The 25,131-nt window shown below is 71.5% G+C and carries 22 protein-coding genes; 17 read left to right on the forward strand and 5 right to left on the reverse strand.

Annotation, left to right across the window (positions count from 1 at the left end; translation table 11 throughout):
- Positions 1-13 precede the first annotated feature (13 nt).
- The 8 genes from KUA19_RS15335 (at position 14) to KUA19_RS15370 (ending at position 8,953) form a co-directional block, all read left to right on the forward strand.
- Complete coding sequence (locus KUA19_RS15335; protein ID WP_217396666.1) at positions 14-1,330, forward strand: PQQ-binding-like beta-propeller repeat protein; 1,317 nt, start codon at positions 14-16, stop codon at positions 1,328-1,330.
- A gap of 43 nt (positions 1,331-1,373) precedes the next feature.
- Complete coding sequence (locus KUA19_RS15340) at positions 1,374-2,693, forward strand: outer membrane protein assembly factor BamB family protein (RefSeq protein WP_217396667.1); 1,320 nt, start codon at positions 1,374-1,376, stop codon at positions 2,691-2,693.
- 1 nt (position 2,694) lies between these two features.
- On the forward strand, positions 2,695-4,014 hold the full coding sequence (locus KUA19_RS15345) for an outer membrane protein assembly factor BamB family protein (RefSeq protein WP_217396668.1): 1,320 nt from the start codon (positions 2,695-2,697) through the stop codon (positions 4,012-4,014).
- Positions 4,011-5,297, forward strand: a complete 1,287-nt coding sequence (locus KUA19_RS15350) for a PQQ-binding-like beta-propeller repeat protein (protein WP_217396669.1) — start codon at positions 4,011-4,013, stop codon at positions 5,295-5,297. Before KUA19_RS15345 ends, KUA19_RS15350 begins: the two co-directional genes overlap by 4 nt.
- Positions 5,298-5,319: 22 nt before the next feature.
- A complete protein-coding gene (locus tag KUA19_RS15355; protein ID WP_217396670.1) occupies positions 5,320-6,612 on the forward strand; it encodes a PQQ-binding-like beta-propeller repeat protein in 1,293 nt (430 codons plus the stop codon).
- Positions 6,613-6,708: 96 nt separating this feature from the next.
- Positions 6,709-7,389 carry a response regulator transcription factor gene (locus tag KUA19_RS15360; protein ID WP_217396963.1) on the forward strand — a complete coding sequence of 227 codons (681 nt, stop codon included), beginning with the start codon at positions 6,709-6,711 and terminating at the stop codon, positions 7,387-7,389.
- Between the two features lie 20 nt (positions 7,390-7,409).
- Complete coding sequence (locus KUA19_RS15365; protein WP_217396964.1) at positions 7,410-8,552, forward strand: HAMP domain-containing sensor histidine kinase; 1,143 nt, start codon at positions 7,410-7,412, stop codon at positions 8,550-8,552.
- Entirely contained in the window at positions 8,549-8,953 is a 405-nt protein-coding gene (locus tag KUA19_RS15370) for a VOC family protein (RefSeq protein WP_217396671.1), read from the forward strand. The genes KUA19_RS15365 and KUA19_RS15370 overlap by 4 nt, the downstream gene beginning before the upstream one ends.
- 2 nt (positions 8,954-8,955) lie before the next feature.
- On the opposite strand, the gene KUA19_RS15375 is transcribed toward KUA19_RS15370, so the two are convergent.
- The 3 genes from KUA19_RS15375 to KUA19_RS15385 all read right to left on the reverse strand — a co-directional run bounded on the left by KUA19_RS15375 (position 8,956) and on the right by KUA19_RS15385 (position 13,286).
- Positions 8,956-9,351, reverse strand: coding sequence for a VOC family protein (locus KUA19_RS15375; protein WP_217396965.1), 396 nt, complete (start codon positions 9,349-9,351; stop codon positions 8,956-8,958).
- Positions 9,352-10,065: 714 nt separating this feature from the next.
- On the reverse strand, positions 10,066-12,093 hold the full coding sequence (locus KUA19_RS15380) for a 3-hydroxyacyl-CoA dehydrogenase NAD-binding domain-containing protein (RefSeq protein WP_217396672.1): 2,028 nt from the start codon (positions 12,091-12,093) through the stop codon (positions 10,066-10,068).
- Positions 12,090-13,286 (reverse strand): thiolase family protein, encoded by a 1,197-nt coding sequence (locus KUA19_RS15385; protein ID WP_217396673.1) that lies wholly within the window; start codon positions 13,284-13,286, stop codon positions 12,090-12,092. The genes KUA19_RS15380 and KUA19_RS15385 overlap by 4 nt, the downstream gene beginning before the upstream one ends.
- A gap of 171 nt (positions 13,287-13,457) precedes the next feature.
- Between KUA19_RS15385 and KUA19_RS15390 the strand changes: the two genes are divergently transcribed.
- Positions 13,458-13,784: a PadR family transcriptional regulator gene (locus KUA19_RS15390; RefSeq protein WP_217396674.1), complete on the forward strand. Its 327-nt coding sequence runs from the start codon at positions 13,458-13,460 to the stop codon at positions 13,782-13,784.
- Positions 13,781-14,806, forward strand: coding sequence for a hypothetical protein (locus tag KUA19_RS15395; RefSeq protein WP_217396675.1), 1,026 nt, complete (start codon positions 13,781-13,783; stop codon positions 14,804-14,806). The genes KUA19_RS15390 and KUA19_RS15395 overlap by 4 nt, the downstream gene beginning before the upstream one ends.
- Here the strand turns inward: KUA19_RS15395 and KUA19_RS15400 are convergent.
- Positions 14,713-16,074 carry a ribonuclease D gene (locus KUA19_RS15400; RefSeq protein ID WP_217396676.1) on the reverse strand — a complete coding sequence of 454 codons (1,362 nt, stop codon included), beginning with the start codon at positions 16,072-16,074 and terminating at the stop codon, positions 14,713-14,715. The two genes, KUA19_RS15395 and KUA19_RS15400, sit on opposite strands and share 94 nt — an antisense overlap.
- 139 nt (positions 16,075-16,213) lie before the next feature.
- A complete protein-coding gene (locus tag KUA19_RS15405; protein WP_217396677.1) occupies positions 16,214-16,777 on the reverse strand; it encodes a DUF3000 domain-containing protein in 564 nt (187 codons plus the stop codon).
- Positions 16,778-16,881: 104 nt separating this feature from the next.
- Here KUA19_RS15405 and hemE point away from each other — a divergent pair, with 104 nt between their 5' ends.
- The 7 genes from hemE (at position 16,882) to KUA19_RS15440 (ending at position 25,071) form a co-directional block, all read left to right on the forward strand.
- On the forward strand, positions 16,882-17,952 hold the full coding sequence (hemE, locus tag KUA19_RS15410) for a uroporphyrinogen decarboxylase (RefSeq protein WP_217396678.1): 1,071 nt from the start codon (positions 16,882-16,884) through the stop codon (positions 17,950-17,952).
- Positions 17,949-19,358 carry a protoporphyrinogen oxidase gene (gene hemG / locus KUA19_RS15415; protein ID WP_217396679.1) on the forward strand — a complete coding sequence of 470 codons (1,410 nt, stop codon included), beginning with the start codon at positions 17,949-17,951 and terminating at the stop codon, positions 19,356-19,358. Before hemE ends, hemG begins: the two co-directional genes overlap by 4 nt.
- Positions 19,359-19,376: 18 nt before the next feature.
- Positions 19,377-20,081 (forward strand): hydrogen peroxide-dependent heme synthase, encoded by a 705-nt coding sequence (gene hemQ / locus KUA19_RS15420; RefSeq protein WP_217396680.1) that lies wholly within the window; start codon positions 19,377-19,379, stop codon positions 20,079-20,081.
- A gap of 128 nt (positions 20,082-20,209) precedes the next feature.
- Positions 20,210-21,268 carry a LacI family DNA-binding transcriptional regulator gene (locus tag KUA19_RS15425; protein ID WP_217396681.1) on the forward strand — a complete coding sequence of 353 codons (1,059 nt, stop codon included), beginning with the start codon at positions 20,210-20,212 and terminating at the stop codon, positions 21,266-21,268.
- Between the two features lie 526 nt (positions 21,269-21,794).
- On the forward strand, positions 21,795-23,147 hold the full coding sequence (locus KUA19_RS15430; RefSeq protein WP_217396682.1) for an ABC transporter substrate-binding protein: 1,353 nt from the start codon (positions 21,795-21,797) through the stop codon (positions 23,145-23,147).
- Between the two features lie 86 nt (positions 23,148-23,233).
- Positions 23,234-24,172, forward strand: a complete 939-nt coding sequence (locus tag KUA19_RS15435; RefSeq protein ID WP_217396683.1) for a carbohydrate ABC transporter permease — start codon at positions 23,234-23,236, stop codon at positions 24,170-24,172.
- Between the two features lie 11 nt (positions 24,173-24,183).
- Positions 24,184-25,071: a carbohydrate ABC transporter permease gene (locus KUA19_RS15440; RefSeq protein ID WP_217396684.1), complete on the forward strand. Its 888-nt coding sequence runs from the start codon at positions 24,184-24,186 to the stop codon at positions 25,069-25,071.
- Positions 25,072-25,131: the final 60 nt, after the last annotated feature.

A 25,131-nucleotide genomic window follows, 5' to 3' on the forward strand; every position in this document is an offset into this window, starting at 1 on the left:
AGCGGGACGGGCGATGCCGACCGATCTGATCGAACTGGGTGACGAGTGGACCCGGCCGCAGCCGGAGCCCGCCGCCGCACCGCTGTCGCGTCAGCGCAGACCCGTGCTGCTGGCGGCGGTGCTGGCGCTGGCGGGTGCGCTGGCCGCCTCGGCCGTACCGGTCCGACAGGTCACCATGCTCGGCGAGTACGAGCTGCCCGGCGTGTCGCGGTCCGCGGCGGTGGTGACGGCGCTGGACGACCTGCTGATCGCGCAGGGCACCGACTCGCTCGCGGCGTTCGGATCGGGTGACGGGGCGCTGCGCTGGCGTGCGCCGTACCGGGCCGCCCAGCCTGACGCGACCTACCTGGCGTCCTCCGCCGGTGTCCTGCTGGCGATGGAGGACGCCGCGACCACCGCGTTCGACCGCGACACCGGTGCGCGGCTGTGGACGGTGCCACGCTGGATCCGGCCGATCGGCGACGTCGGAGTCGCCTCGACCGACACCCAGCTCGTGCTCGGCGCGGACGGCATACCGGTCTCCGGCGCCGACACCACCGCCCCCGACCAGGCGTTCGGCTACGACCTGCGGACCGGCCGGTCGTTGTGGACGGTGACGGGCACGCCGTTCGCCGCGATCGACCCCGCGAACGGGCAGGTGTGGACGCTCACGTCCGCGGGCGAGTTCACGGTCCGCACCGCCGCGGACGAGCGGGTGCTGCGGACGGGCAGGCTCGAGTTCCCGCCCGGCAGGCCGGTGGACGTCGCGGCGTTCCCGGGGACGATCGAGCTGACCTCGGTGGGCACCGATGGCAGAGCCCAGACCTTCACCTACGACGCGGTAACGCTGCGACCGGCCGAGCTTGAGCTCGGCGTGCAGGGGCAGGGCTACCCGTGCGGGCGGTTCGTGTGCGGCACCGTCGAGGAATCGGGCCGCACCGGCTGGCGGATCAGCGTCCGGCGTCCAGGCTCTGCCGAGGTGCTCTACCTGCTCGACGAGAACCTCAATCCGGTGCCGGTCGACGACGTGTTCGTCACGGTCGCGGTCCGTGAGAGCGGCGGTGAACTCGGCGGGGCGGCCCAGACGCTGGTGGACCAGGCCAGCGGCCGAAAGCTGCGGGACCTGACGGGCTGGTCGGTGCTGGTCGAGCGCGACGACGGCAACGGCGTGCTGCTGCTGCGCGAGGTCGGCGGCACCACTCAGCTGGCGCGGGTGAGCGACGATGGGCTGATGGTGATCGGCGCTCTGCCGCATCGCGTACGGCGCTGCCTCTACCTGGACGTGCGGCTCGTCTGCACCCTGGACGCCAACCATCTGGGCATGTGGCGCATCGAGGCCGGTACGAAGTGATCGGGTGCCCGGCGGTGCCACGGCACCTGGGACAGTGGGGCCGATGATGCGGACCGACGTGATTGACCTCGGCGACGGCTGGGGCGCCGAGGATGAGGTCGTCCTGCCGCCCAGGCGGGTGCCGGAGCTGCGTCGGCGCGTGGCGTGCGCGCTGGTGCTGCTGCTGGCCGGGACGCTGGGCGCCGCCGCGGCGCCGGTGCGGGAGATCGCCGAGCTGGGCCGGTTCGACCTGGTCGGGGCGTCGACCCGGTCGGGCGGAGACACGGTGCAGTCCGCGGGCGACCTGCTGGTCGTGCAGGGCGACGTGGCCGTGTCCGCGTACCGGATCACCGACGGCACGCTGCGCTGGCGCGTTCCGCACTCGAGCGCCGAGTCCGAGCACGGCATGGTGATGGGCGCGAACGGGGTGGTGCTGCTCGCCGACAGCGCCCAGACGACCGCGTTCGACGCGGAGACCGGCGCCACGCTGTGGTCCAGACAGCGCGGCGTGTATCCCGTCGGCGACATCGGCGTGGAACTCATCAACAACGCGACCGTGTGGGAACAGTCGCCGGGCGGCCCGGCACCCGGGCCGGACACGGTGACCGGGTTCGACCTGCGCACCGGCCGGACGCTGTGGACGGTGCTGGGCACGCCGTACGCGACCGTCGACCACGAGCGGCGGCTGACGGTCACCGCCACGGCCGACGGCGCGATCGCGGTGTACGACGCACGGGACGGGCGGCCGCTGCGCCGGGGCGAGGCGAAGTTCCCCGCCGGGCGGCCGATGTACCTCTCCGCCTACTCCGGCGTGCTGCGACTGGCCTCCGCCGACCCGGCCGGCGGCGGGCTCAGCTACCTCGGCTACGACCTGACGACCCTGCGGCCGCTGCCCACGGACGCCGACTTCGGCTACCCGTGCGGGCGGTACCGCTGCGAGGAGCACGTCGACCAGACGAGCGGAAACATCCGGGTCACCGTAGTGGATCCGCAGACCAGGGCGGTGCGCTGGCAACCCGGACCGAACACGAGCCTGGTGCCGATCGCCGCCGGGTTCATCGTCGTGGACGCCACCCGCTCGTACGGCAGATACGCCAACTACGCCGATCGGCTGGTCGACCCGGACAGCGGCCGCACGCTGCTGGACCTGACCGGGTGGCTGATACTGGGCGCCGAGGACGGCAGCCAGGACTACCTGCTGGTGCGCGACGCCGGCCAGAGCACCCAGGTGGCCCGGATCGTCGGCGGCGGGGTCCGGATGCTGGGTGTGCTGCCGGACCGGATCCAGCAGTGCGTCTACCGCGCCGCCCGGCTGAGCTGCGTCGTCGGCGAGGGGCCGGGCCGGCTGGTCATCTGGCGGGTGGACGAGCAAGGGGGACGCTGACGTGGCGGTCGAGCTGATCGAGCTGGGCGACGAGTGGACCCGGCCCCGGGAGGATCCCGGCGCGCCGCCGCTGCCGCCCAGCCGCGCGGTCCTGCTGGCGCTGGCATTGCTGCTGGTCGGAGCGCTCGGTGCCGGTGCGGCGCCGCAGCGGCGGATCACCGAGCTGGCCACGTACACGATGCCTGGGGTGTCGGAGTTCGTCGACGGTGGTGCCGTCTCGGGCGACGACCTGCTGCTGGTGTGGGGTGGCGGCAGGCTGTCGGCGTACCGGCCCAGCGACGGGACGCTGCGGTGGAGCGTGCCGCTCGACCCCCGCGCGTCCACCGACGTCACGGCGCAGGCCGCCGAGGGGCTGGTGCTGCTCTCCGGCGGCGGGACGACCACGGTGCTCGACAGCGACTATGGCACCAGGCTGTGGTCCGTGCCGGTGCCTCTCCTCGCGGTCGGCGGCGTCGGTGTGTACGGGGTCCAGAACCCGGTGTTCGTGGGCCCGGACGGCAAACCGTACGTGGACGAGCAGTCGGGCGCGGAGCGGGAGGAGGCGACCGGCTACGACCTGCGTACCGGCCGGGTGCTGTGGACGGTGCCCGGTGTGCCGTACGCGTCGGTCGTGGCGGCCCGCGGCGAGGTGTGGACGGTGACGACCACCGGCGCCTTCACCGTGTACGGCATCCGCGACGGACTCGTACTGCGCACCGGCACGCTCGCCTTCCCGCCGGGCCGCCCCTACGGCGCGCACGTCTACGGCGACGACCAGATCACGTTGAGCGCGGTCGGGCCGGAGGACGCCGTGACGGAGATCCGCTACGACCTCGCGACGCTGCGCGTGCGCCGGGAGGAGAGCGACATGAGCTACCCGTGCGGCCGGTTCCGCTGCTCGGTCGAGCCGGTGCCGGACAGCGACGACTTCCACGTCACCGTGCGCGACCGCGACACCGGCGCGGCCCGTTACCAGCTCGGCAGCCGCATCCAGGTGATGGCGGTGGGGGACTGGTTCGCCACCGTCGACCTGCACGGGTCGCCGGGCACCGGGCTGGCCGTCACCCAGCTCATCGACCAGGCCACCGGCCGGGTGCTGCTCGACCTCACCGGCTGGGAGGTGCTGCCCGCCGAAGACGCCAGCGGCGGCTACCTGCTGCTGCGCGACGCCGGCGGGCAGACCCTGATCGGCACGGTGGTGGACGGCGAGGTCCAGCTGCTGGGCCTGCTGAAGCACCGGGTGCGGCAGTGCCGCTACCGCGACGACTGGCTTGCCTGCGATCACACCGGCACCCAGCTGACCATGTGGCGGATCGCCGTGCCGGAGGGCCGCCGACCATGACCGGCGAGATCGAACTCGGCAGCGGCTGGACCCACCCCCACGACCCGGAGCCCGCGCCGCTGTGGCACCCCGAGCGGTTCGCCGGCTGGCTGCGGCCCGGTGCGCTGGTGCTGGTCGGGCTCCTGGCACTGGCGTGTGGCGCGGCGGCGGCACCGGTCGAGCCGGTCGCCGCGCTGGCGTCGTTGCGGGTGGTGCCCGCCGGCGACGACGCGCTGGCGGTGGTGGGCGATTCGCTGCTGGTCGCCGAGCGCGGTGCGCTGGCCGCGTTCGACCTGCGCGACGGCACACTGCGCTGGTCGGCGGCGCGCCAGGACCACGGTGAGCAGATCACGCTGGAGGTGCCGTCGGGGCTGGGTGTCGTGCTGCTCCGCGAGAACGACCCGGCCGGTGACGCGCCGCGGATCACCGCGTACGAGATCGCCACCGGTCGGCAGGTGTGGCACCGAGCGACGCGGATGCTCGTCACTGGCGGTCTCGGCTACGCGTATGCGCTGGTCTTGCCCTTCTACCTGGAGCCTTTCCAGCGCGAGGTGATCGACCTGGCCACCGGTGCGGTGCGGTGGTCCGCGCCGGAGGACGTGGTGCGGGGCGTGTCCGACGACCCGGACCCACTGCTGTGGACGGCGGACGCCGATGGCCGGGTGCGGGCATACCGACTGGCCGACGGGACGCTGGTGCGCAGCGGATACGTGCCGCGGCTGCGTGACGTGCCGACCGGCCTGATCATCGAGCAGGGTCGGCTCACCCCGGTCACCTCGGACTGGGAGACCGGGGAGAACCGCTACGACGTGGTGTCGTACGACACCACCACCTTCGCCGCCGTGCCGACCGTGCCCGAGCTGATCGACTCGCGGCCGTGCGCCTCGCTGCGGTGCGTCAGCCGCCCGGCCGATGGGTCCCTCGTCGCGCAGGTACGCGACCCGCGCACGGGCGCGCTGCAGTACGAGGTGCCGCGCCGGGAGTTGCGGGAGACGTCCGCCGGGTTCCTGGTGCTGGCGCTGGGCACGACGCGGTTCGGCAGTGCCGCCGAGGCACTGATCGACCCGGTCACCGGCCAGACTCGGCAGATCCTGACGGGTTGGGAGGTGGCCGCGCTCGATACCAGCGGAACGCTGCTGCGCGAGTCGGGGGATCACGTCCAGATCGGACGACTCGACGCCGACGGAGCAGTCCGGGTACTGGCCGAACTGCCGCCCCGTGTGCGACGGTGTCAGTACCTGTCCGGAGTGCTGGCGTGTCACGACGTCGACGACCGGATCGCGCTGTGGCGGTTGACCGGCTGACGCCGGCAGGCAGGAGGTCGCGATGACTGCTCTCATCGACCTCGGCGAGGAGCACGCTCCCGCCGACGACGACCCGCCCGGCGCGCCGCGCCTGTCCCTGTGGCAGCGGCGCGGGACCGCCCTGGCCGTCTGCGTGGCGCTGCTGGTGACGTCGATCGCCGCCGAACGGGTGCCGCCGGGGCCACTGCGGGGTCCGGTGCACGTCCAGGACGCCGTCGTCGGCTCGGTGGCGCTCGTCGACGACCTGCTGCTGATGGCCCGCCGTCGGGAGGACGGGACCCGCGACCTGGCCGCGGTGGACACCGGTGACGGCAGCCAACGCTGGCGGATACCGCTGGCGGGCGGGTCGCCCGAGGTCTACGCGGCCTGGGCCGCCGACGGGGTGCTGCTGGTGTCGGTGATCGACGGCTCGTCGGCGGAGCAGGCGTGGTCGACGTACGCCGTGGACCGGCTGACCGGGGTGCTCTACTGGCAGGACCGGTCGATCGCGGTGGGCACCCGGATCGACGGCGGGCAGCCGGTCACGCTGATGGTGGGCGTCGACCCGAAGGCGGACTGGTTCGTCAGCCGCGACATCCGCACCGGCCGCGAGCTGTGGCGCGTCTCCTACACCACCGGCCAGGACTGGAGCCTCTACGAGGTAGGTGGCCGGATCGCCGGGTTCGTGCTGGTCGACATGGGCGCTCGGCGCCGGGTGCGGCTGGTCGGGGTCGACGGGACGACCCAGGCGGAACAGGACCTGCCCGAGGGCACCGACGCGGTGCAGCAGGCCGACGGGGCGCTGCTGGTGTCGTACGAGCACGACGGCATGCACCGGATCACCTCGCTGCGCCTGCCCGACCTCGAACCGGGCTGGAACGTGCCCAACCCCGCCCCGCGCAGCTCGGTCTACGTCTCCGACTGCCGCCCCTCGGTCTGCGTCAACGACGGCGACCTGCTGTGGCTGCTCGACGCGGCCACCGGCAAGGTCCGCTGGTACGGCCGCATGGACGGCTTCTTCCCGGCCGCGCCCGGGGTGCTCAACGCGGGCCTGCACGACACTCCCGGTTACAGCCTGCTGCGCGACTCCGGCACCGGCGAAGTGCTGATGCGGCTGCGCGACTGGCAGGTCGTCGGCTACGACGGCAGCCTGCTGCTGCTGTCGAACCAGCAGGACCGGCGCACCTGGTTCGGCACCTTCGACCCGGCCCATCCGGGCCCGGTGCGGGTGCTCGGCGCGGGCGGCCCGACCCTGGACCGCTGCTGGCTGACCCAGGGCACGCTGGCCTGCCGGGCCCTGCTCGGCGGGCTGGACGTCTACCGCTACCAGCCCTGATCGGCGTCACCGAACGTGGACGAGATTTCACGTCCTGGCAGTGGCCCTCTATCTTCGTTGGCGACGGGGTGAGGCGGCGGAGGGAGAGTGCTGGGCGTGCGGGTGCTGGTGGTGGAGGACGAGCGGCATCTGGCCGACGCGATCGCGCGCGGGCTGCGGCGCCAGGGCCTGGCCGTCGACGTCGCGTACGACGGGAACACGGGCCACGAGATGGCCTTCGTCACGCGATACGACGTGGTCGTGCTCGACCGTGACCTGCCCGGCATGCACGGCGACCAGCTCTGCGCCGAACTGGTCCGCTCCGGGCAGTTGACGCGGGTGCTGATGCTGACCGCCAGCGGAAGCGTCGCCGAGCGGGTCGAGGGTCTGAGCCTGGGCGCCGACGACTACCTGCCCAAGCCGTTCGCCTTCGACGAGCTGGTGGCGCGGGTGCACGCGCTGGGCCGCCGGGCGACTCCGGTCACCCCGCCGGTGCTGCGCGCGGCCGACCTGGAACTCGACCCCGCCAAGCGCACCGTGACCCGCGCCGGGACGTTGATCGACCTGACCAACAAGGAGTTCGGCGTGCTGGAGGAGTTGCTGCGGGCACGCGGCGGCGTCGTCTCCACCGAGGAGCTGCTGGAGCGGGTCTGGGACGCCAACACCGACCCGTTCACCACCATAGTGCGGGTCACCATGCGCACGCTGCGCATGAAGATCGGCCTGCCGGCGCTGATCGAGACGCTGGTCGGGGCCGGTTACCGCATCCCGCTGGCGGGGCAGGAGCCGGAGGCATGATCCGGCAGCGTACGCAACGGGTGCGGCCCAAACGCCGGCTGCGTCCCACCCTGCGGCTGCGGCTGACCCTGCTCAACGCGGTGCTGCTGGTCGGCGCCGGGGCGCTGCTGCTGCTGATGGCCTGGCTGATCACCGCCGACCTGCTGAACCCGGCCGACTCGCTGCCACCGGGCACGACCGTGACCCTGGCCGACGGTCAGGTGATGGAGGCCCAGCAGTGGCAGGACTCGCTGCTGGCCACCGCGCAGACCGAGCTGTTCGCCAAGGGCGCGGCCGCCGTCGCGGCGATCAGCGTGGTCGGCGTGCTCGGCGCGTACGCCGTGGTCGGCCGCGCGCTGCGGCCGCTGCACCAGGTCACCGCCACCGCGCAGAAGCTCGGCGGCGAGACCATGGACCAGCGCATCAACTACGCCGGCGCCGACGACGAGGTGGCCGAGCTCGCCGACACGTTCGACGAGATGCTGGACCGGCTCGGCGCGGCGTTCACGGCGCAGCAGCGGTTCGTCGCCAACGCCTCGCACGAGCTGCGTACGCCGCTGGCGGTGATGCGCACCGAGATCGATGTGACGATGTCGGACCCGCAGGTCGACACCGCCGAGCTCAAGCGGATGGCCAACGTGGTCCGCGACGCCTCCGAGCGGGCCAACGCGCTGGTCGACGCGCTGCTGATGCTGGCCCGCAGCGAGGGGCGCACCGGCTTGCGCGCCGAACCGCTGGACCTGGGCATGGGGGTACGCGGCGCGCTGTCGGCGATGGACCGCGAGGTGCAACGCATCAAGATCAATGTCAGCACCGACCTCGGCCCGGCCCCGGTCATCGGCGACCCCAGCCTGCTGGACCGGCTCGCGGGCAACCTGATCGAGAACGCGGTCCGCTACAACCACCTGGGCGGCCGGATCTGGGTCAGCAGCGGTATCGACGGCGGGTACGCGCGGCTGATGGTGGGCAACACCGGCTTCGAGGTCGACCAGGCCGACGTGGCCGGACTGTTCGAACCGTTCCGGCGCGGTGGCCGGGAGCGCACCGGCGCGCGGGGTTCCGGGCTCGGGTTGTCCATCGTGCGGGCGGTGTGTCAGGCACACGGCGGCACCGTGGGAGCCGTCGCGCTCAAGGGCGGCGGGATGGAAGTCACCATCGCGCTGCCCCTAGCATCACAGCAATGACATCCCGCATCCGGCACATCACCGTGGACTGTCTCGACCCGTACGCCCTGTCGGGCTTCTGGAGTGCGGTCACCGGCTACCCGAACCACCCCGACGACCGGCCCGACGACCCGGCGGCGCTACTGATGTCCGCCGAGGATGACAGCCCCGACCTGCTGTTCATGGCAGTGTCCGAGGAGCGGCACGGCGCGCCGCGAACCAGCCATCACCGTTTCCACCTGGACGTGATGCCGACCGACCGGACCCGTGACGAGGAGGTCGAGCGGCTGCTGGGCCTCGGGGCGATCCTGGTCGGCGATCATCGCAAGGCCGACGGCACCGGCTGGGTGGTGCTGGCAGACCCGGAGGGCAACGAGTTCTGCGTCGAGCGCAGCCCTGCCGAGCGCGCCGCCGTGATCTGAGGTCAGGCTCGGCCGGCGGCGACCTCCGCCTCGCTGCGAAGGATGCAGAACTCGTTCCCCTCGGGATCGGCGAGCACGACCCAGCCGGTCCCGTCGGGGTTGCGGCGATCGTCGACGGTGGTCGCCCCCAGCTCGACCAGCCGGGCCAGTTCGGCGTCGCGAGAGCCTTCGACCGGGCGTAGGTCGAGGTGGATCCGGTTCTTGACCTGCTTCGCGTCCGGCACGTCGATGAACAGCAGGCGATGCTTCCCGTCGCGCGAGAAGATCATGCACTCCTCGTGTCCCGGCTCGTTCGGGTCGTCGGGGTCCTCGACGTAGTCCAGCACGGCCTGCCACCACCGCGACAGAGAATAAGCATCGGCACTGTCCACGGTGGTATGGGAGATGAACGAAGTCACCTGGGCATCGTCGCAGGCCACGTGGAGATGGTCGAGCGGATTGCGGCCCTCGCGCGGGGTCTCAAGAGCTGTGCACGACGTGCCGGAGGCGGTAACGGCAGCCGGTGGCATCCGATGGCAGTCGGTGGCATCCGTCGGTGACGGCAGATCTCGGGTCGAACGACTTTGCTCTGCTTACCCGGCCTTGCTCTGCACCCATCGGCGCACACGTTGCGCATTCGGGTGCAGAGCAAGCCGTCGGGTGCAGAGCAAGCTGTTGGGTGCAGAGCAAGCCGTCGGGTGCAGAGCAAGCTATTGGGTGCAGAGCAAGCTGTTGGGTGCAGAGCAAGCCGTCGGGTGCAGAGCAAGGCATTGGGTGCAGAGCAAATGTGCGCTCAAGCAATCACCCTGTCCTCGGAAGCGTTGAATCTTCCCGGAGGCAGATCGTGGATCGTGATCGACCGCGATGGCGGGTCCACGCCGACCCGGCGACGGCGGATGGCGGCGACACCACGATGCGCGGCCGGTCTCACCGTCAAGACCTGCGAGCGCTGCTTGAGGCGACCGCGGACGTTCCGATGGTCGCGGATCCCGAGGCGCATCACCGCAGTCGGCGCGACCAGTAGGGCTCTGTCGCGCGCGCAAACGGTGATGATCGCTGTCTGGGGCCGGAAGGTGGGGTGTCAGCCCACCTCGCGACCGCAGACAGCGATCATCTGAGAACTTCGCGCCGGGTCAGGCGAACGTGCGGCCGGTGACCCGCTCGGACACGCCCGAGCGGTCCAGGTACGGCGTGATGCCGCCCAGGTGGAACGGCCAGCCGGCGCCCATGATCATGCACAGGTCGATGTCGGCGGCCTCGGCCACCACACCCTCGTCCAGCATCAGCCGGATCTCCTGCGCCAGCGCGGCCAGCGCCCGCTCCCGCACCTCCTCGCCGGTCAGCGGGCTGTCGCCCTGTACCAGCAAGCCCTCGACCTCGGGGTTGAGCCGGTCGTCGACCATCAGCGGCACGCCGGAGCGCGCGATCGCGGCCAGGCTCGCGCTGGCCGGGAACCTGTCCGGGAAGGCCCCGTGCAGGGTGCCGCCGACGTGCGCGGCCACGGCCGGGCCGACCAGCTGCAGCAGCGCCAGCGGCCGCATGGGCAGGCCCAGCGGGTCCAGCGCCCGGTCGGCGGTCTTGAGCTGGGTGCCCGCGTCGACGGCGTTCCAGATCTCGCCGAACAGGCGGGTGAGGACCCGGTTGACCACGAACGCCGGGGCGTCCTTGACCAGCACGCAGCTCTTCTTCAGCGTCTTGCCGACGGCGAACGCGGTCGCCAGCGCGGCGTCGTCGGTCCGCTCGCCGCGCACGATCTCCAGCAGCGGCATCAGCGCGACCGGGTTGAAGAAGTGGAAGCCGACCACCCGCTCGGGGTGGGCCAGCTCCGCGGCCATCTCGGTGACCGACAGCGACGAGGTGTTGGTGGCCAGCACCGCCTCGGGCTTGACGATCGTCTCCAGCTCGGCCCAGACCTTCTTCTTGACCGACAGCTCCTCGAAGACGGCCTCGATGACGAAGTCGGCGTCGGCGAAGACGGACTTGTCGACCGAGCCGCTGACCAGGCCGCGCAGCTTGGCCGCCTTGCCCGCGGACATGCGGCCCTTGGCCACGGCCTTGTCCAGCTCCGCGTGCACGTAGCCGACGCCCTTGTCCACCCGGGCCTGGTCGAGGTCGGTGAGCACCACCGGCACCTCGAGGCGCTTGGCGAACAGCAGCGCCAGCTGCGACGCCATCAGACCCGCGCCGACGATGCCGACCTTGGTGACGCTGCGGGCCAACGACTTGTCCGGCGCCCCGGCCGGGCGCTTGGCCCGCCGCTGCACCAGGTCGAACGCGTACAGGCCACTGCGCAGCTCCGGGGTGACCGCGAGGTCGGCCAATGCCTGGATCTCGGTCTCGATCCCCTCGGCGGTGACGCCGTTCTTGGCCAGCAGCAGCAGGTCCAGCGCACGGCTGGCGGACGGGACCGCCCCGTGCAGCCGCTTGTCCAGCTCGGTACGCGCGAAGCCGATGACGGCGTCCCACATCTCCGAACGGTCGACCTCGGGCCGGTCCACGGTGATCGTGCCGTTGACGACGCCCGCGGCCCACTCCAGCGAGCGCTCCAGGAAGTCGGCGGGCTCCAGCAGCACGTCGGCGATGCCCAGTTCGGCCGCCTGGGCGGGCTTGAGCATCTTGTTCTGCATCAGCGGGTTCTGCACGACCACCTGGGCGGCCGGGACGACGCCGATGATGTTCGGCAGCAGCTGCGAGCCGCCCCAGCCCGGGATGAGGCCCAGCGAGACCTCGGGCAGGGCCAGCGCGGCGGCGCCCGACGACAGGGTCCGGTAGTGGCAGTGCAGCGCCACCTCCAGGCCGCCGCCCATGGCCGCGCCGTTGACGAACGCGAACGTGGGCACGCTGCTCTCGCGCAGCTTGGCGAAGGTCGCGTGGCCGAGGCGGCCGATCTCGACGACCTGGTCGCGCGAGGTCAGCGAGGCGAAGCCGGTCAGGTCGGCGCCGACGCAGAAGATGTACGGCTTGCCGGTGACCGCGATGAAGGACGGGTTCGCCGCCTGCGCCTCGTCGATCGCCTGCGACAGCGAGGTCAGGCCACCGGGGCCGAAGGTGTTGGGCTTGGTGTGGTCCAGGCCGTTGTCGAGCGTGATGATCGCGGCGGGCCGGTCCAGCCCGGGTACGGCGACCAACCGCAGCTTGGCGTGGGTGACGATCTCGCTCACTTCTCGCCCTTCCAGTTCGGGTTCTCCCAGATGACCGTGCCGCCCATGCCGATGCCGATGCACATGGCGGTCAGGCCGTAGCGCACCTCGGGGTGCTCGGCGAACTGACGCGACAGCTGCGTCATCAGCCGTACGCCGGACGAGGCCAGCGGGTGGCCGACGGCGATCGCGCCGCCCCACGGGTTGACCCGCGGGTCGTCGTCGGCGATGCCGAAGTGGTCCAGGAACGCCAGCACCTGCACCGCGAACGCCTCGTTCAGCTCGAACAGGCCGATGTCCTCGATGGTCAACCCGGCCATCCGCAGCGCCCGCTCGGTCGAGGGGATCGGGCCGACGCCCATGACCTCGGGCTCGACGCCGACGAAGCCGAAGGAGACCAGCCGCATGCCGATGGGCAGGCCCAGCTCGCGGGCCACGTCCTCGGCGGCGAGCAGGCAGCTGGTGGCCCCGTCGTTGAGACCGGCGGCGTTGCCCGCGGTGACCTTGCCGTGCGGGCGGAACGGGGTCTTCAGCCCGGCCAGCTTCTCCATGCTGGTCTCGCGGGGCGCCTCGTCGACCGAGGCCAGGCCCCAGCCGGTCTCCGGGTCGCGGGTGGCGACGGTGACCAGGTCGCCCTGCAGCTTGCCCGCGGCGTACGCGGCGGCGGTCTTGCGCTGGCTGTGCAGGCCGAACGCGTCGGCCCGCTCCTTGGTCAGCTGCGGGTAGCGGTCGTGCAGGTTCTCCGCGGTCGCGCCCATGACCAGCGCGGACGGGTCGACGATCTTCTCGGCGAGGAAGCGCGGGTTCGGGTCGACGCCCTCACCCATCGGGTGGCGGCCCATGTGCTCGACCCCGCCCGCGATCGCCACGTCGTACGCGCCCACGGCGATGCCGGAGGCGACCGTGGTGACCGCGGTCATCGCCCCGGCGCACATGCGGTCGATGGCGTACCCGGGCACGGTCTTGGGCAGCCCGGCCAGCAGCGCGGCGGTGCGGCCGATGGTCAGGCCCTGGTCGCCGATCTGGGTGGTGGCGGCGATGGCCACCTCGTCGACGCGCTCCGGCGGCAGCTGAGGATTGCGGCGCAGGAGTTCGCGGATGCAGCGCACGACCAGGTCGTCGGCGCGGGTGTTGGCGTAGATGCCTCCGTTCGCCTTGCCGAACGGGGTGCGTACGCCGTCGACGAAGACGACGTCGCGGACTTCACGGGGCACGGTCTGCCTCCTTGCAGTAGGGAGCCGATCCGGATGCTACTCGTGGGTAACTACCGAGGGGTAGCGACCCGCTATGGTCTGACTCACAATCGGCACCCACCAAGACGTCCGTACCCCTATGTAGGAAACCGGCCTTGTCCCTATGTAGAGCAACGGCATAGAGTGCGGTTCATGCGTATCACCGTTCCGGTGGCGAAGGTTCTGGCCGCGCTGCTGGCCGAGCCGGACGCCGAGCGATACGGCCTGGACCTGATGAACCTGACCGGGCTGCCCAGCGGCACCCTCTATCCGATCCTCCAGCGGCTCACGGGGGCTGGCTGGCTCGTGGCGGAGTGGGAGCAGATCGACCCGGTGGCGCAGGGCCGCCCGGCCCGCCGCTACTACCGCCTCACCCCGCTCGGCGTGACCGACGCCCGCCAGGCGCTGGCCGAACTGCACGCGGCTACCCGCCCCGGCACGTCGCCACTGCGCCCCCGCACCGAACCGGGGCCCGCGTGATCGGCCCGCGGCTCGCCGCCGCGCTGCTCGCGCTGGCAGCGCGGCGCTGGCCCGTCGGCCTGCGCGACGACATGCACCGCGAATGGTCGGCCGAACTGCACGTGCTGGCCGACGAGGGCAGACCCGCCCGCATGGTCGGGTACGCGTTCAGCCTCGCCGTCTCCCGCCCGGCCGCCGACCCTCTCCTCGATCGGAGCCGCATGACCAAGCGTTTCTGGGCCACCGCGGCCACCGTGCTGCTGATGCCCGTGCTCTGCTTCGCCGTGCTGATCGTCACGGCGATCGGGGCGAACCTCGTCGCTGCCGCGCTCGGCTGGCGCGGACCGGCCGGCGAGCAGATGAGTCCGCTGTTCACGGCGCTCTGCTGCATCGTCGGAGTGCTGCTGGGCCTGTTGGCGACACGGCGGGGTGCGCGCACCGCGCTACGCGGCCGGGTGCGGCTGGCGGTCGCGCTGGTGCTGCCGTCGGTGGTGGCCATCGTGCTCGTGATCAATCTGCTCGGCAGCGCGGAGAAGGTCGTGCGGGTGGTGCCGGAGCTGCTCTGGTGGAGTGCCGGGATGGTCGCGGTGCTGTGGGCGGCGGGCAGCCTCGCCGCTCGGGGCCGCGTGACCGCGGCCTGGTGGGTGGGTGTGCTTGGCGCGTTCCTGGTAGCCGACGTGGCCATCGCGATCACCGTGTTCGGCCACACCGGGCCGCCCGAGTACATCCCCCTCGACTACGGCCAGGGTGTCTACGACGGAGTGAGCCGCGTCTGGGCGCCGCTGTGGCTGCCGACCATGTACACCGGCGGGATGCACGGCCTGCCGGGGCCGACCTCCTGGGAGGTGGCCCAGGTCGGCGACGCGACCGAGTTCACTCCATACGTCTACCTGGTCTTCGGGGCTTACCTGCTGGCGTACGCGATCGGAGCCGGGCGCGGCGAGCCGGTTCAGGCCGCCGCCGACTCCGTGCCGCCGTCGCCGGACTCCCCAACCACCGCGTCGGTCGGCTCCGGCTCCGGCTCCGGCTCGATCAGCGCCTGAGCCAGCTCGGCCGCGAGCAGGTCGCACTGCCACGCCCGAGCGCCGAACCCGGCCAGCACCGCCGCCACCGCGGCGGTGTCGGCCGCGGGCGGCTCCCACGCCAGGCGGCGCACGAAGTCCGGCGTGATCAAATTTTCCGGCGGCAGATGGTGCTGCTCGGCGGTCTTGGTGACCACCTCGCGGCAGCGGGCCAGCCGGGCCGCCGCCACCGGGTCCTTGTCGGCCCAGCGGTGCGGCGGGGGCGGCCCCTCGAACTGGGGTGAGGTGGGCAGCGCGTCGTCGGGCAGGTTGCGCGCCTCCTCCAGCGCGTCCAACCAGGTCGTGGCCAGGCGGCGCACCGAGCGGCCACCGAACCCGGGCAGCAGCAGCAGATCGCGTTCGGTCTTCGGGTTCATCTCGGCGGCGGCGACGATCGCGGCGTCGGGCAGCACCCGGCCGGGCGCGGTGTCGCGGCGGGCGGCGATGGTGTCGCGGGCATACCACAGCGCCCGCACCCGCGACTGGGCCCGCGCGCCGCGCACCCGGTGCATGCCCGAGGTGCGCCGCCACGGGTCGACCCGCGGCTTGGGCGGCCGGGCGCCGTTGGTGACCAGCGACGCGAACTCCTGCTCGGCCCACTTGGTCTTGCCCTGCCGGGCCAGCTCGGCCTCCAGCGCGTCGCGCAGCTCGACCAGCAGCTCCACGTCGAGCGCGGCGTAGGTCAGCCAGTCCTCCGGCAGCGGCCGGGTGGACCAGTCGGCCGCGGAATGGTGCTTCTCCAGCGTCCGGCCGAGCAGTTGCTCGGTCAGCGCGGCCAGGCCCACCCGCTCGAAGTCGGCCAGCCGCGCGGCCAGCTCGGTGTCGAACAGCTTTCGCGGGCGCAGCCCGAGCTCGGCCAGGCAGGGCAGGTCCTGGCTGGCGGCGTGCAGCACCCACTCGGTGTCGGCGAGCACGTCGTCGAGCGCGGACAGGTCGCCCAGCGGCACCGGGTCGATCAGCGCGGTACCCGCGCCGCGTCGGCGCAGCTGCACCAGGTAGGCCCGCTGGCTGTAGCGGAAGCCGGACGCGCGTTCGGCGTCCACGGCCACCGGGCCCGTGCCCGCGGCGAAGCGGGTCAGCACCTCGGCCAGCTCGTCGGGCGTCTCCACGGGGGCGGGCGTGCCGCCTGCGGGCTCGGTCAACAGCGTCGGGCCGTCGCCATGCGTGGTGCCTTGCGTGGCTGCGTCCGGCGTGCCGTCGCCCGTGCGGTGGCGGGTCCGACGGCGCAGCACTGCGTCCTCGTCGGTCATGGATCACACCGTACGTGCATGGCCGGGGTCGTCGCCGCACCCGGTCCCGTGGCGCGTCGTAACGATCCGGCCAAAAATGAGGCTTCCCCGGTTTCTCGCGCCCGATCTGTACCTGATCAACCGAGTTGCCCGAGTACCCTCACGAGTGGCGCAGCGGCAGCGCCGACACCCCGACCGGCGGCAGACCCGCGGTCGAGGCCAGCGCGGCGCACCAGGCCGTCACGTGGGCGCCCAGGTTCAGGTCCAACGGCGTCCAGGAAGCCCGCAGCTCCAGATCGGTGGTGGGCGGCCCGTCGGCGGCCAGGGCGCCGAACCGGCTGGAGATGGTCTGGGTCACGGTGCCGCCGATGGCGGCGTAACCGGAGGTGTGCGCGTCGAGCGCGTCCACCAGCCAGCTCCAGCCCACCTGGGGCAGCAGCGGGTCGGTGGCCAGCTCGGGTTCCAGCTCCGCGGTGACGTACGTGACCAGCCGGGTGTCGCCCTGCCAGGCCTCGTGCCCGGCCGGGTCGTGCAGCAGGATCAGCCGTCCCGTGGTGACCTCCTCGCCGCGGCGCAGCACCGACGCGCCCAGCGCGAACGCGTACGGGGCGAGCTTGCCGGGGGCGGGCACCTCTTCCAGGGCGATCTCGTCGCGGGGGTGGACCGAGCGCAGCGCGGTGACGGCGCGCGTGAACGTCTCGGGGAGTACGGTCGTCAGCGCCATAGCCGTAACCTAGTCCGCCCGCGCCTCCGGTTGGTGGCACGGCGCGCCGATGCGGCTCACATCCGCACCACCCTTGCGGCGGACCACCCTCGTCCAGTGGCACGATGGCGACGATGAACACTGCAGCCACGGGCGGCCTCAACCGCCTCACCTTGGCCGGATCGACGTTCGTACGCGCCTGTCGCGGGCAGGTCGTGCCGCACACGCCCGTATGGTTCATGCGCCAGGCGGGCCGGTCCCTGCCCGAGTACCGCGAACTGCGGGCCGGGGTGCGCATGCTCGAGTCGTGCCGCCGCCCCGACCTGGTCGCCGAGATCACCATGCAGCCCGTCCGTCGCCACGGCGTCGACGCGGCGATCCTGTTCAGCGACATCATGGTCCCGCTCGACGCGGCCGGGGTCGACCTGGACATCGTCGCGGGCACCGGGCCGGTGGTGGCCGAGCCGGTGCGCACCATGGCCGACCTGGACCGGGTGCGCCCGCTGGACCCCGGCGCCGTGTCGTACGTCGGCGACGCCGTCGGGCTGCTGCTGCGCGAGCTGAAGGCCACCCCGCTGATCGGCTTCGCGGGCGCCCCGTTCACGCTGGCCAGCTACCTGGTCGAGGGCGGCCCGTCGCGCAACCACACCAAGACCAAGGCGCTGATGCACGGCGATCCCGAGCTGTGGCACGCCCTGCTGGCACGCCTCGCCGAGATCACGCTGACCTTCCTCAAGGTGCAGATCGATGCCGGGGTGGCGGCGGTCCAGCTGTTCGACTCCTGGGTCGGCGCCCTGTCGGAGGCCGACTACCGCCAGTACGTCCTGCCGCACTCGCGGCAGGTGCTGTCCGGTCTGGCCGACGCGGGCATCCCGCGGATCCACTTCGGGGTCGGCACCGGCCTGCTGCTGCCCGCGATGGCCGAGGCCGGTGCGGACGTGGTCGGCGTCGACTGGCGCACCCCGCTGGACGCCGCCGCCAAGCAGGTGCCCGGCAAGTCCGTGCAGGGCAACCTCGACCCCGCGGTGCTGTTCGCGCCGTGGGAGGTGATCGAGCGCGAGGTGCGCCGGATCCTGGCCGAGGGCCGCGCCGCGCCGGGCCACGTGTTCAACCTCGGCCACGGCGTGCTGCCGGAGACCGACCCGACCGTGCTCACCCGCGTGGTCGAGCTGGTGCACGAGGTCAGCGCCCGATGAGCGGACCGCTGAACCGGCAGGTCGCCGTGATCGGCGGCGGGATCTCGGGCCTGGCCGCCGCGCTGCGGCTGTCCGAGTCGGGCGTGCACGTGACCGTCATCGAGCAGGCCACCCGGCTCGGTGGCAAGCTCGCCACCCGCGCCGACGGCGTGGAGCTGGGCGCGGAGCAGTTCCTGATGCGCGACCCGGCCTGGGGCCCGAGCGGCGCCATGCGCCTGGTCTCGGCGCTGAAGCTGGAGCATCTGCTGGAGCACCCGATCGCGGGCGGCGCCGGGCTGTGGGTGGCCGGGGCGCTGCGCCCGCTGCCGACCGGCACCGTGATGGGCGTGCCCGGCCCGGACACCGACCTGGTCGGCGTGGCCACGCTGGCCGACGGCGACATCGACCGGGGCGAGCCGGTGCTGGCCCCCCGTCAGGACCGCTCCGTCGGTGACCTGGTGCGCGAGCGGCTGGGCGACGAGGTGGTCACCCACCTGGTCGACCCGCTGCTGGGCGGCGTCTACGCCGGTCGCGCCGATGGGCTGTCGCTGGCGGCGACGATGCCGGTGCTGCATCGCTTCCTCGGCCGGGAGCACACGCTGCGCGCGGCGGTGCAGCGGGCCGCCGGGACCAGCCGGGCGCACCAGCCGGGCACGCCGGTCTTCGGCACCCTGCGCGGCGGCCTGGGCACGCTGGTCGAGGCGGCCCGCGCCGAGCTGGAGCGGCGCGGTGTCGAGATCCACCTCGGCATGCCCGTACGCGACCTGGTCCGCACCGGCACCGGCTGGACCCTGACCGTCGGCGCGGCCACCGAGGACGCGCCGGTGTCGGCCCGCCCGTGGCGGCTGGACGCCGACGCGGTGGTGCTGGCGGTGCCCGCCCGGCCCGCCGCGCGCCTGCTCGCCCCGACCGCGCCGGAGGCCGCCGAGCAGCTCGGGGAGCTGGAGTACGCCAACATCGGGCTGGTCACGCTGACCCTGCCCGCGGTCGACCTGCCCGCGCTGAGCGGCTTCCTGGTCCCGGCCGACCAGGGCCTGACCATCAAGGCCGCGACGTTCTTCAGCACCAAGTGGGCGCACCACCGCCGGACCGACGGTTCGGTGCTGCTGCGCGCCAGCGTCGGCCGCCACGGCGACCACGCGATTTTGCAGCGCCCCGACGCCGAGATCGTCGCCGCGGTCCGCGCCGACCTGTCGGCGGTGCTCGGCACGACGCTGCCCGAGCCGACCTCGGCGACGGTGACCCGCTGGGGTGGGGCATTGCCGCAGTACGCGCCCGGCCACGTCGATCGCGTCGCGCACGCCCGCGAGCTGCTGGCCGAGCTGCCGCTGGTGCTGGTGGGCGCCGCCTTCGACGGCGTGGGCATCCCTGCCTGCGTCAACTCGGCCGAGCTGGCCGCCGACCTGCTCCTGCGAGGATGGAGCTAAGCGAATGGGGAGATCAAGATGACGGCCGACCAGACCAACGCCGCCCGGCTGCGCGAGCTCAACGACACCATCCGGTACACCATGTGGTCGGTGTTCCGGGCCACCGGCCCGCTGCCGTCGATCCGCTCCGAGGTCGCCGGGGAGGTCGACCAGCTCTTCGGGCAGCTCGCGGAGAAGGACGTCACCATCCGCGGCGTGTACGACGTGGCCGGTCTGCGTGCCGACGCCGACGTCCTCATCTGGTGGCACTCGAGCTCCTCCGACGCCCTGCAGGACGCCTACAGCCGGTTCCGCCGCACCGCGCTGGGCAAGTGCCTGACCCCGGTCTGGTCGCAGCTGGCGCTGCACCGCCCGGCCGAGTTCAACAAGAGCCACATCCCGGCGTTCCTGGCCGGCGAGGAGGCCCGCGCCTACGTCTGCGTGTACCCGTTCGTGCGCTCGTACGAGTGGTATCTGCTGCCGGACGAGCAGCGGCGCGAGATGCTGGCCGAGCACGGCCGGATGGCGCGCGGCTACCCGGACGTGCGGGCCAACACGGTGGCCTCGTTCGCGCTGGGCGACTACGAGTGGATGCTGGCGTTCGAGGCCGACGAGCTCCACCGCATCGTCGACCTGATGCGTGACCTGCGGGCGTCCTCGGCCCGGCGGCACGTACGCGAAGAGGTGCCCTTCTACACCGGCCGCCGCCGCTCGGTGGAGGAAATCGTCGCCACGCTGCCCTGACAAAGGGACGGAAAGCGTCACAGATCGGCTTGCCGTTAACCGCTTGCGGGGACTCATGCGTTCGGTCTGCAAAACGTCAGCCAACCCGTGCAACTCATTTGCACGATTGTGCTCTACACTTGCGTACCATGACGCGCAGACTCGCCGAAGTGGCGAAGTACGTGGGGGTTAGCACGGCCACCGTGAGCAGGGTGCTCAACGGTCGGCCGGGCATCTCCGAGGCCACCCGGACGGCCGTGCTCACCGCCCTGGACGTGCTCGGCTACGAGCGCCCCACCAAGCTGCGCGGGGAGCGGGCGCGTCTGGTCGGGCTGGTCCTGCCCGAACTGCAGAACCCGATCTTCCCCGCCTTCGCCGAGGTGGTCGCCGGGGCGCTGGCGAAGCGGGGCTTCACGCCGGTGCTGTGCACCCGCACCGCCGACGGCGTGGCCGAATCCGACTACGTCGACATGCTGCTGGAGCAGCAGGTGTCCGGCGTGATCTTCGCGGGCGGCAACTACGCCCAGGCCGACGCCGAGCACGAGCACTACCGCCGCCTGCTCGACCGGGGGCTGCCCGCGATACTGGTCAACGCCGGTATCGAGGATCTGGGCTTCCCCCGGGTCTCCGCCGACGACGCCGTCGCGGTCGAGCAGGCCTACAACCACCTGGCCTCCCTCGGTCACGAGCGGATCGGGCTGATTCTCGGCCCGCCCGACCACGTGCCCTCCTCGCGCAAGCACAGCGCCTTCCTGACCCGGCTCGCGGTCGACGGCGCTCCGGCGGGCATCGATCCCGAGGATCTGATCGAACGCACCATCTTCTCGATGGAGGGCGGCCACGCCGCCGCCGCCCGGCTGATCGGCCGTGGCGTGACCGGCCTGGTGTGCGCCAGCGACGTGCTTGCCCTGGGCGCGGTGCGCGGGGTGCGCCGACTGGGCCTGGGGGTGCCCGGCGACGTCTCCATCGTCGGGTACGACGACTCGTCGGTCATGGCGTGCACCGATCCGCCGCTGACCACCGTGCGTCAGCCCATCGAGGCCATGGGCCAGGCGGCGGTGGCCCTGCTCATCAGCGAGATCGCGGGCAACACCGTGCCCGCCGACGAGCTGCTGTTCGAGACCGAACTGGTGGTGCGCGGCTCGACGGGCTCCGGCGCCGCCGTCCCGTCGCGCCAGGTCCCCGCCCAGGCGGCCCGCGCCGTCTAGCTCAGCTTCACCGATCTTGATCGCCGCCGGTGTCCACGGACACCGGCGGCTTTCTGCGTGTTTGTGGTCAACAACGCGATGAACTGTGGGCCGTTTTGCGCGCGAGTTTCGCCGGGGACGGCTGCAACGTTGCGTACCTGGGGCTGTGACAAGACCGTTTCAGCAGGTCCAGCCCGCGTGGCCGACCTTGGCGACGGTTCGCTCGACGGTTGCTCGTACGCGTCATGCCGACCTTGCGTCCCTGCCTTGCGCACCGTTGAGCTGGGACGGAATAGTGGATCATTACGTTCTTGCAAAGGACTATAGACTTCTTGCGTACTCCGGGCCTACGCTGCTCCACAACGTCGTCGGGGGAAACCCCAAGGCGACGACGTGGAAACAAAGACGAAATCGGGGCCGTGAGCGCGCGTGCCGCGCGGCAGCGGTCCAGTGCACCGCCGAACTGAATAAAAGAACCCCCGTGCGGGGCGGAACTTGTCCAGGGTCACCGCCCCGCATGCCTCCGCAAGGAAGGACCTCCAATCCTATGGACAGAAGAAGGTTCGGCAAGGCGTTCGGCCTGCTGCTGACCGCGACTGTTGCCGTGCTCCCCGCCGCCTGCTCCTCGAAGGAGCCGGAGAAGCCCAGCGGCCCGGTGACCATCACGGTCAACGGCCTCCCGCCGGAGTCCGACCCGGTCAACCGCAAGTCGTTCCTCGACGACGTGAAGGCCTTCGAGGCGGCGAACGCGAACATCAAGATCGACGCCAAAGAGGGGTTCATGGACCCCCAGACGTTCGCCACCAAGCTCGCGGGCGGGCAGCTGGAGGACGTGTTCTACACCTACTTCACCGACCCGGCCAACCTGATCGCCAAGCGCCAGGTCGCGGACATCTCCGCGTACACCGGTGAGTTCCCGGCGATCGCGCAGATCCGCCCCGACCTGCTGAAGGTCTACTCGGGCGCGGACGGCAAGGTCTACGGCGTGCCGACGAAGAACTACTCGATGGGCCTGCTGTACAACCGGACGCTGTTCACCAAGGCCGGTCTCGACCCCAACAGCCCGCCGAAGACCTGGGAGGACGTCCGCGCGGCGGCCCAGAAGATCGCGGCGCTGGGCGGCGGCACGGTCGGCTACGGCGACTACAGCAAGAGCAACACCGGTGGCTGGCACTTCACCGCCGAGATCTACTCGCTCGGCGGGGACATCGCGGTCAAGGACGGCGACACCTGGAAGGCCGCCTTCAACAGCGACAAGGGCAAGCAGGTCCTGCAGCAGCTGAAGGACATGCGCTGGACCGACAACACCATGGGCGCGCGTCAGCAGCTCGAGTGGGCTGACCTGCTGCAGATGATGGCGTCGGGCAAGCTGGGCATGTACGTCGCCACCGGCGACAACATCCCCACGATCGTCAACCAGTTCAAGGGCGACTTCAAGGAGTACGGCCTCGGTCCGATTCCCGGCGGTGCCGGCACCCTGGCCGGTGGCGAGGGCTTCATGTTCAACGCCAAGGCCACCCCGGAGAAGATCCGTGCCGGCCTGAAGTGGCTGACCTTCCGCTACACCAACCCGGACCGGATCGAGGAGCAGAACAAGACCGCCGCTGACGCCAAGCAGCCGGTGGGTCTGCCCGAGCCGCTGATCTGGACCGGTGCCGCCGCCGACAAGCAGGCCGCTTCCTCCAAGGCGCTTGCCAACGTCCCGACGGAGAACTACGCGCCGTTCGTGGCCGCCACCGCCAGCGTCCCGCTGAAGCTCGAGCCGCCGCAGGCTCAGCAGATCTACGCGGTGCTCGACACGGCGATGCTGAAGGTGCTGACCGACAAGAACGCGGACGTCGCCGCCCTGCTCGCCGACGCGGAGAAGCAGGTCAACACGATCCTGGCCGCGGTCAAGTAAAGCAACACCCGATGGGCCGCCGGCCTCGCGCCGGCGGCCCACTCGACTGACTGGTACCCCAAGGAAGGTCACCTGCGATGGCGGTTATGACGAGCGAGCGGCCGAAGGTGCGCAAGCCGCTCCCCGGTGGCGGGAGTCCCGCGTCCCGGCGCGACAAGCTGCGCCGCAAGCTGGGCGACAACGCGCTCGGTTACCTGTTCATGGCCGCGGGCATCGCGTGCTTCGCACTCTTCTCCTGGTATCCGCTGGTGCGCGGGGTCATCCTGAGCTTCCAGCAGGTCAACTTCGTCACCGACCCGATCTGGGTCGGGTTCGACAACTTCAAGGCGATCTTCGACGACCCGCTGTTCTACACGGCGTGGTGGAACACCCTCAAGTTCACCTTCCTGGCGCTGATCCTGGGCTACCTGGTGCCGTTCGCCATCGCGGTGATCCTCAACGAGATCCGGCACTTCAAGGGCTTCTTCCGGATCGCGGTCTACCTGCCGGTGATGCTGCCGCCGATCGTGGTCGTGCTGCTGTGGAAGTTCTTCTACGACCCGGGCAACGGCCTGTTCAACACCGTGCTGAGCTTCCTGCACCTGCCCACCTCGGACTGGACCCAGTCGCCGAAGATGTCGATGATCTCGCTGGTGCTGGTCTCCACCTGGGCCAACATGGGCGGCGCCACGATCATGTACCTGGCCGCGCTGCAGAACATCCCCGGCGAGCTGTACGAGGCCGCCGAGCTGGAGGGCGCCAGCATCTGGCAGCGGCTGCGGCACATCACCATCCCGCAGATGCGCTTCATCATGCTGGTCCTGCTGCTGCTGCAGATCGTGGCCACCATGCAGGTGTTCATCGAGCCGTACCAGCTGACCGGCACCACGAACCCCGACACCATCACGGTGATGGTGCTGATCTACCGGTACGCCTTCACCGTCAACAACGACTTCGGCCTGGCCGCCGCGATGAGCGTGCTGCTCTTCATCGTGCTGGGCGTCTTCTCCGCCGTCTACCTGCGTCTGACGCGCGACCAGGACTGAGGGAGCCCGCGATGACCTCCGACACCCGGACCCTGATCTCCGGCACCGACCTCAACCGGCGGCGCAACAAGGTGATCTACTACACGGTCCTCACCGTACTGATGATCACGTTCGTCGTGGTGTTCTTCTTCCCCTTCTACTGGATGGTCACCGGCGCGGTGAAGCACCCGGCCGAGCTGGTGCGCCCGACGCCGACCTTCATCCCGGAGTCGTGGCACTGGGACACCTACAAGCTCGCCTGGGACCAGCTCAACATTGCCCACTTCTTCCTGAACACGCTGTACTACGCGATCGGCGGCTGGTTCGTGCAGCTGCTGGTCGACGTGACCGCGGCGTACGCGCTGTCGAAGCTGCGCCCGGTCGGCGGCAAGCTCGTCCTCGGTGGCATGCTCGCCAGCCTGATGCTGCCCGCCGCCGCGCTGCTGGTCCCGGCGTACCTGACCGTCACCGATGTGCCGATCTTCGGCTGGAACCTGCTGAACTCGCCGTGGGCGCTGTGGCTGCCGGGCGCGGCCAACGCGTTCAACATCTACGTGCTCAAGCGGTTCTTCGACCAGATCCCCAACGACCTGCTCGACTCGGCCTCCATGGACGGCGCGGGCCGGGTGCGGGTGCTGTGGCACATCGTCCTGCCGCTGTCGCGGCCGGTGCTCGCGGTGGTCTCCATCTTCGCGGTGATCGGCATGTGGAAGGACTTCCTCTGGCCGCTGCTGGTGCTGCAGGACCCGGAGGTGCAGACGCTGAGCGTGGCGCTGAGCCGGCTGTCCGGCACCAACCAGGTGCCGCTCACCGAGATGCTGGCCGGCCTGGTCATCGCCAGTATCCCGATGATCGTCGTCTTCATGGTCTTCCAGCGCAGCATCCTCGGCGGCCTGCAGGCAGGCAGTCTCAAGGGTTGATCTGTTGATCTTTCCGGCCCACGGGCGTGGTTCTCGCAAGGCCGCTTGACCTCGTTCGCA

The sequence above is a fragment of the Catellatospora tritici genome (assembly GCF_019083965.1).
GTDB lineage: Bacteria > Actinomycetota > Actinomycetes > Mycobacteriales > Micromonosporaceae > Catellatospora > Catellatospora tritici.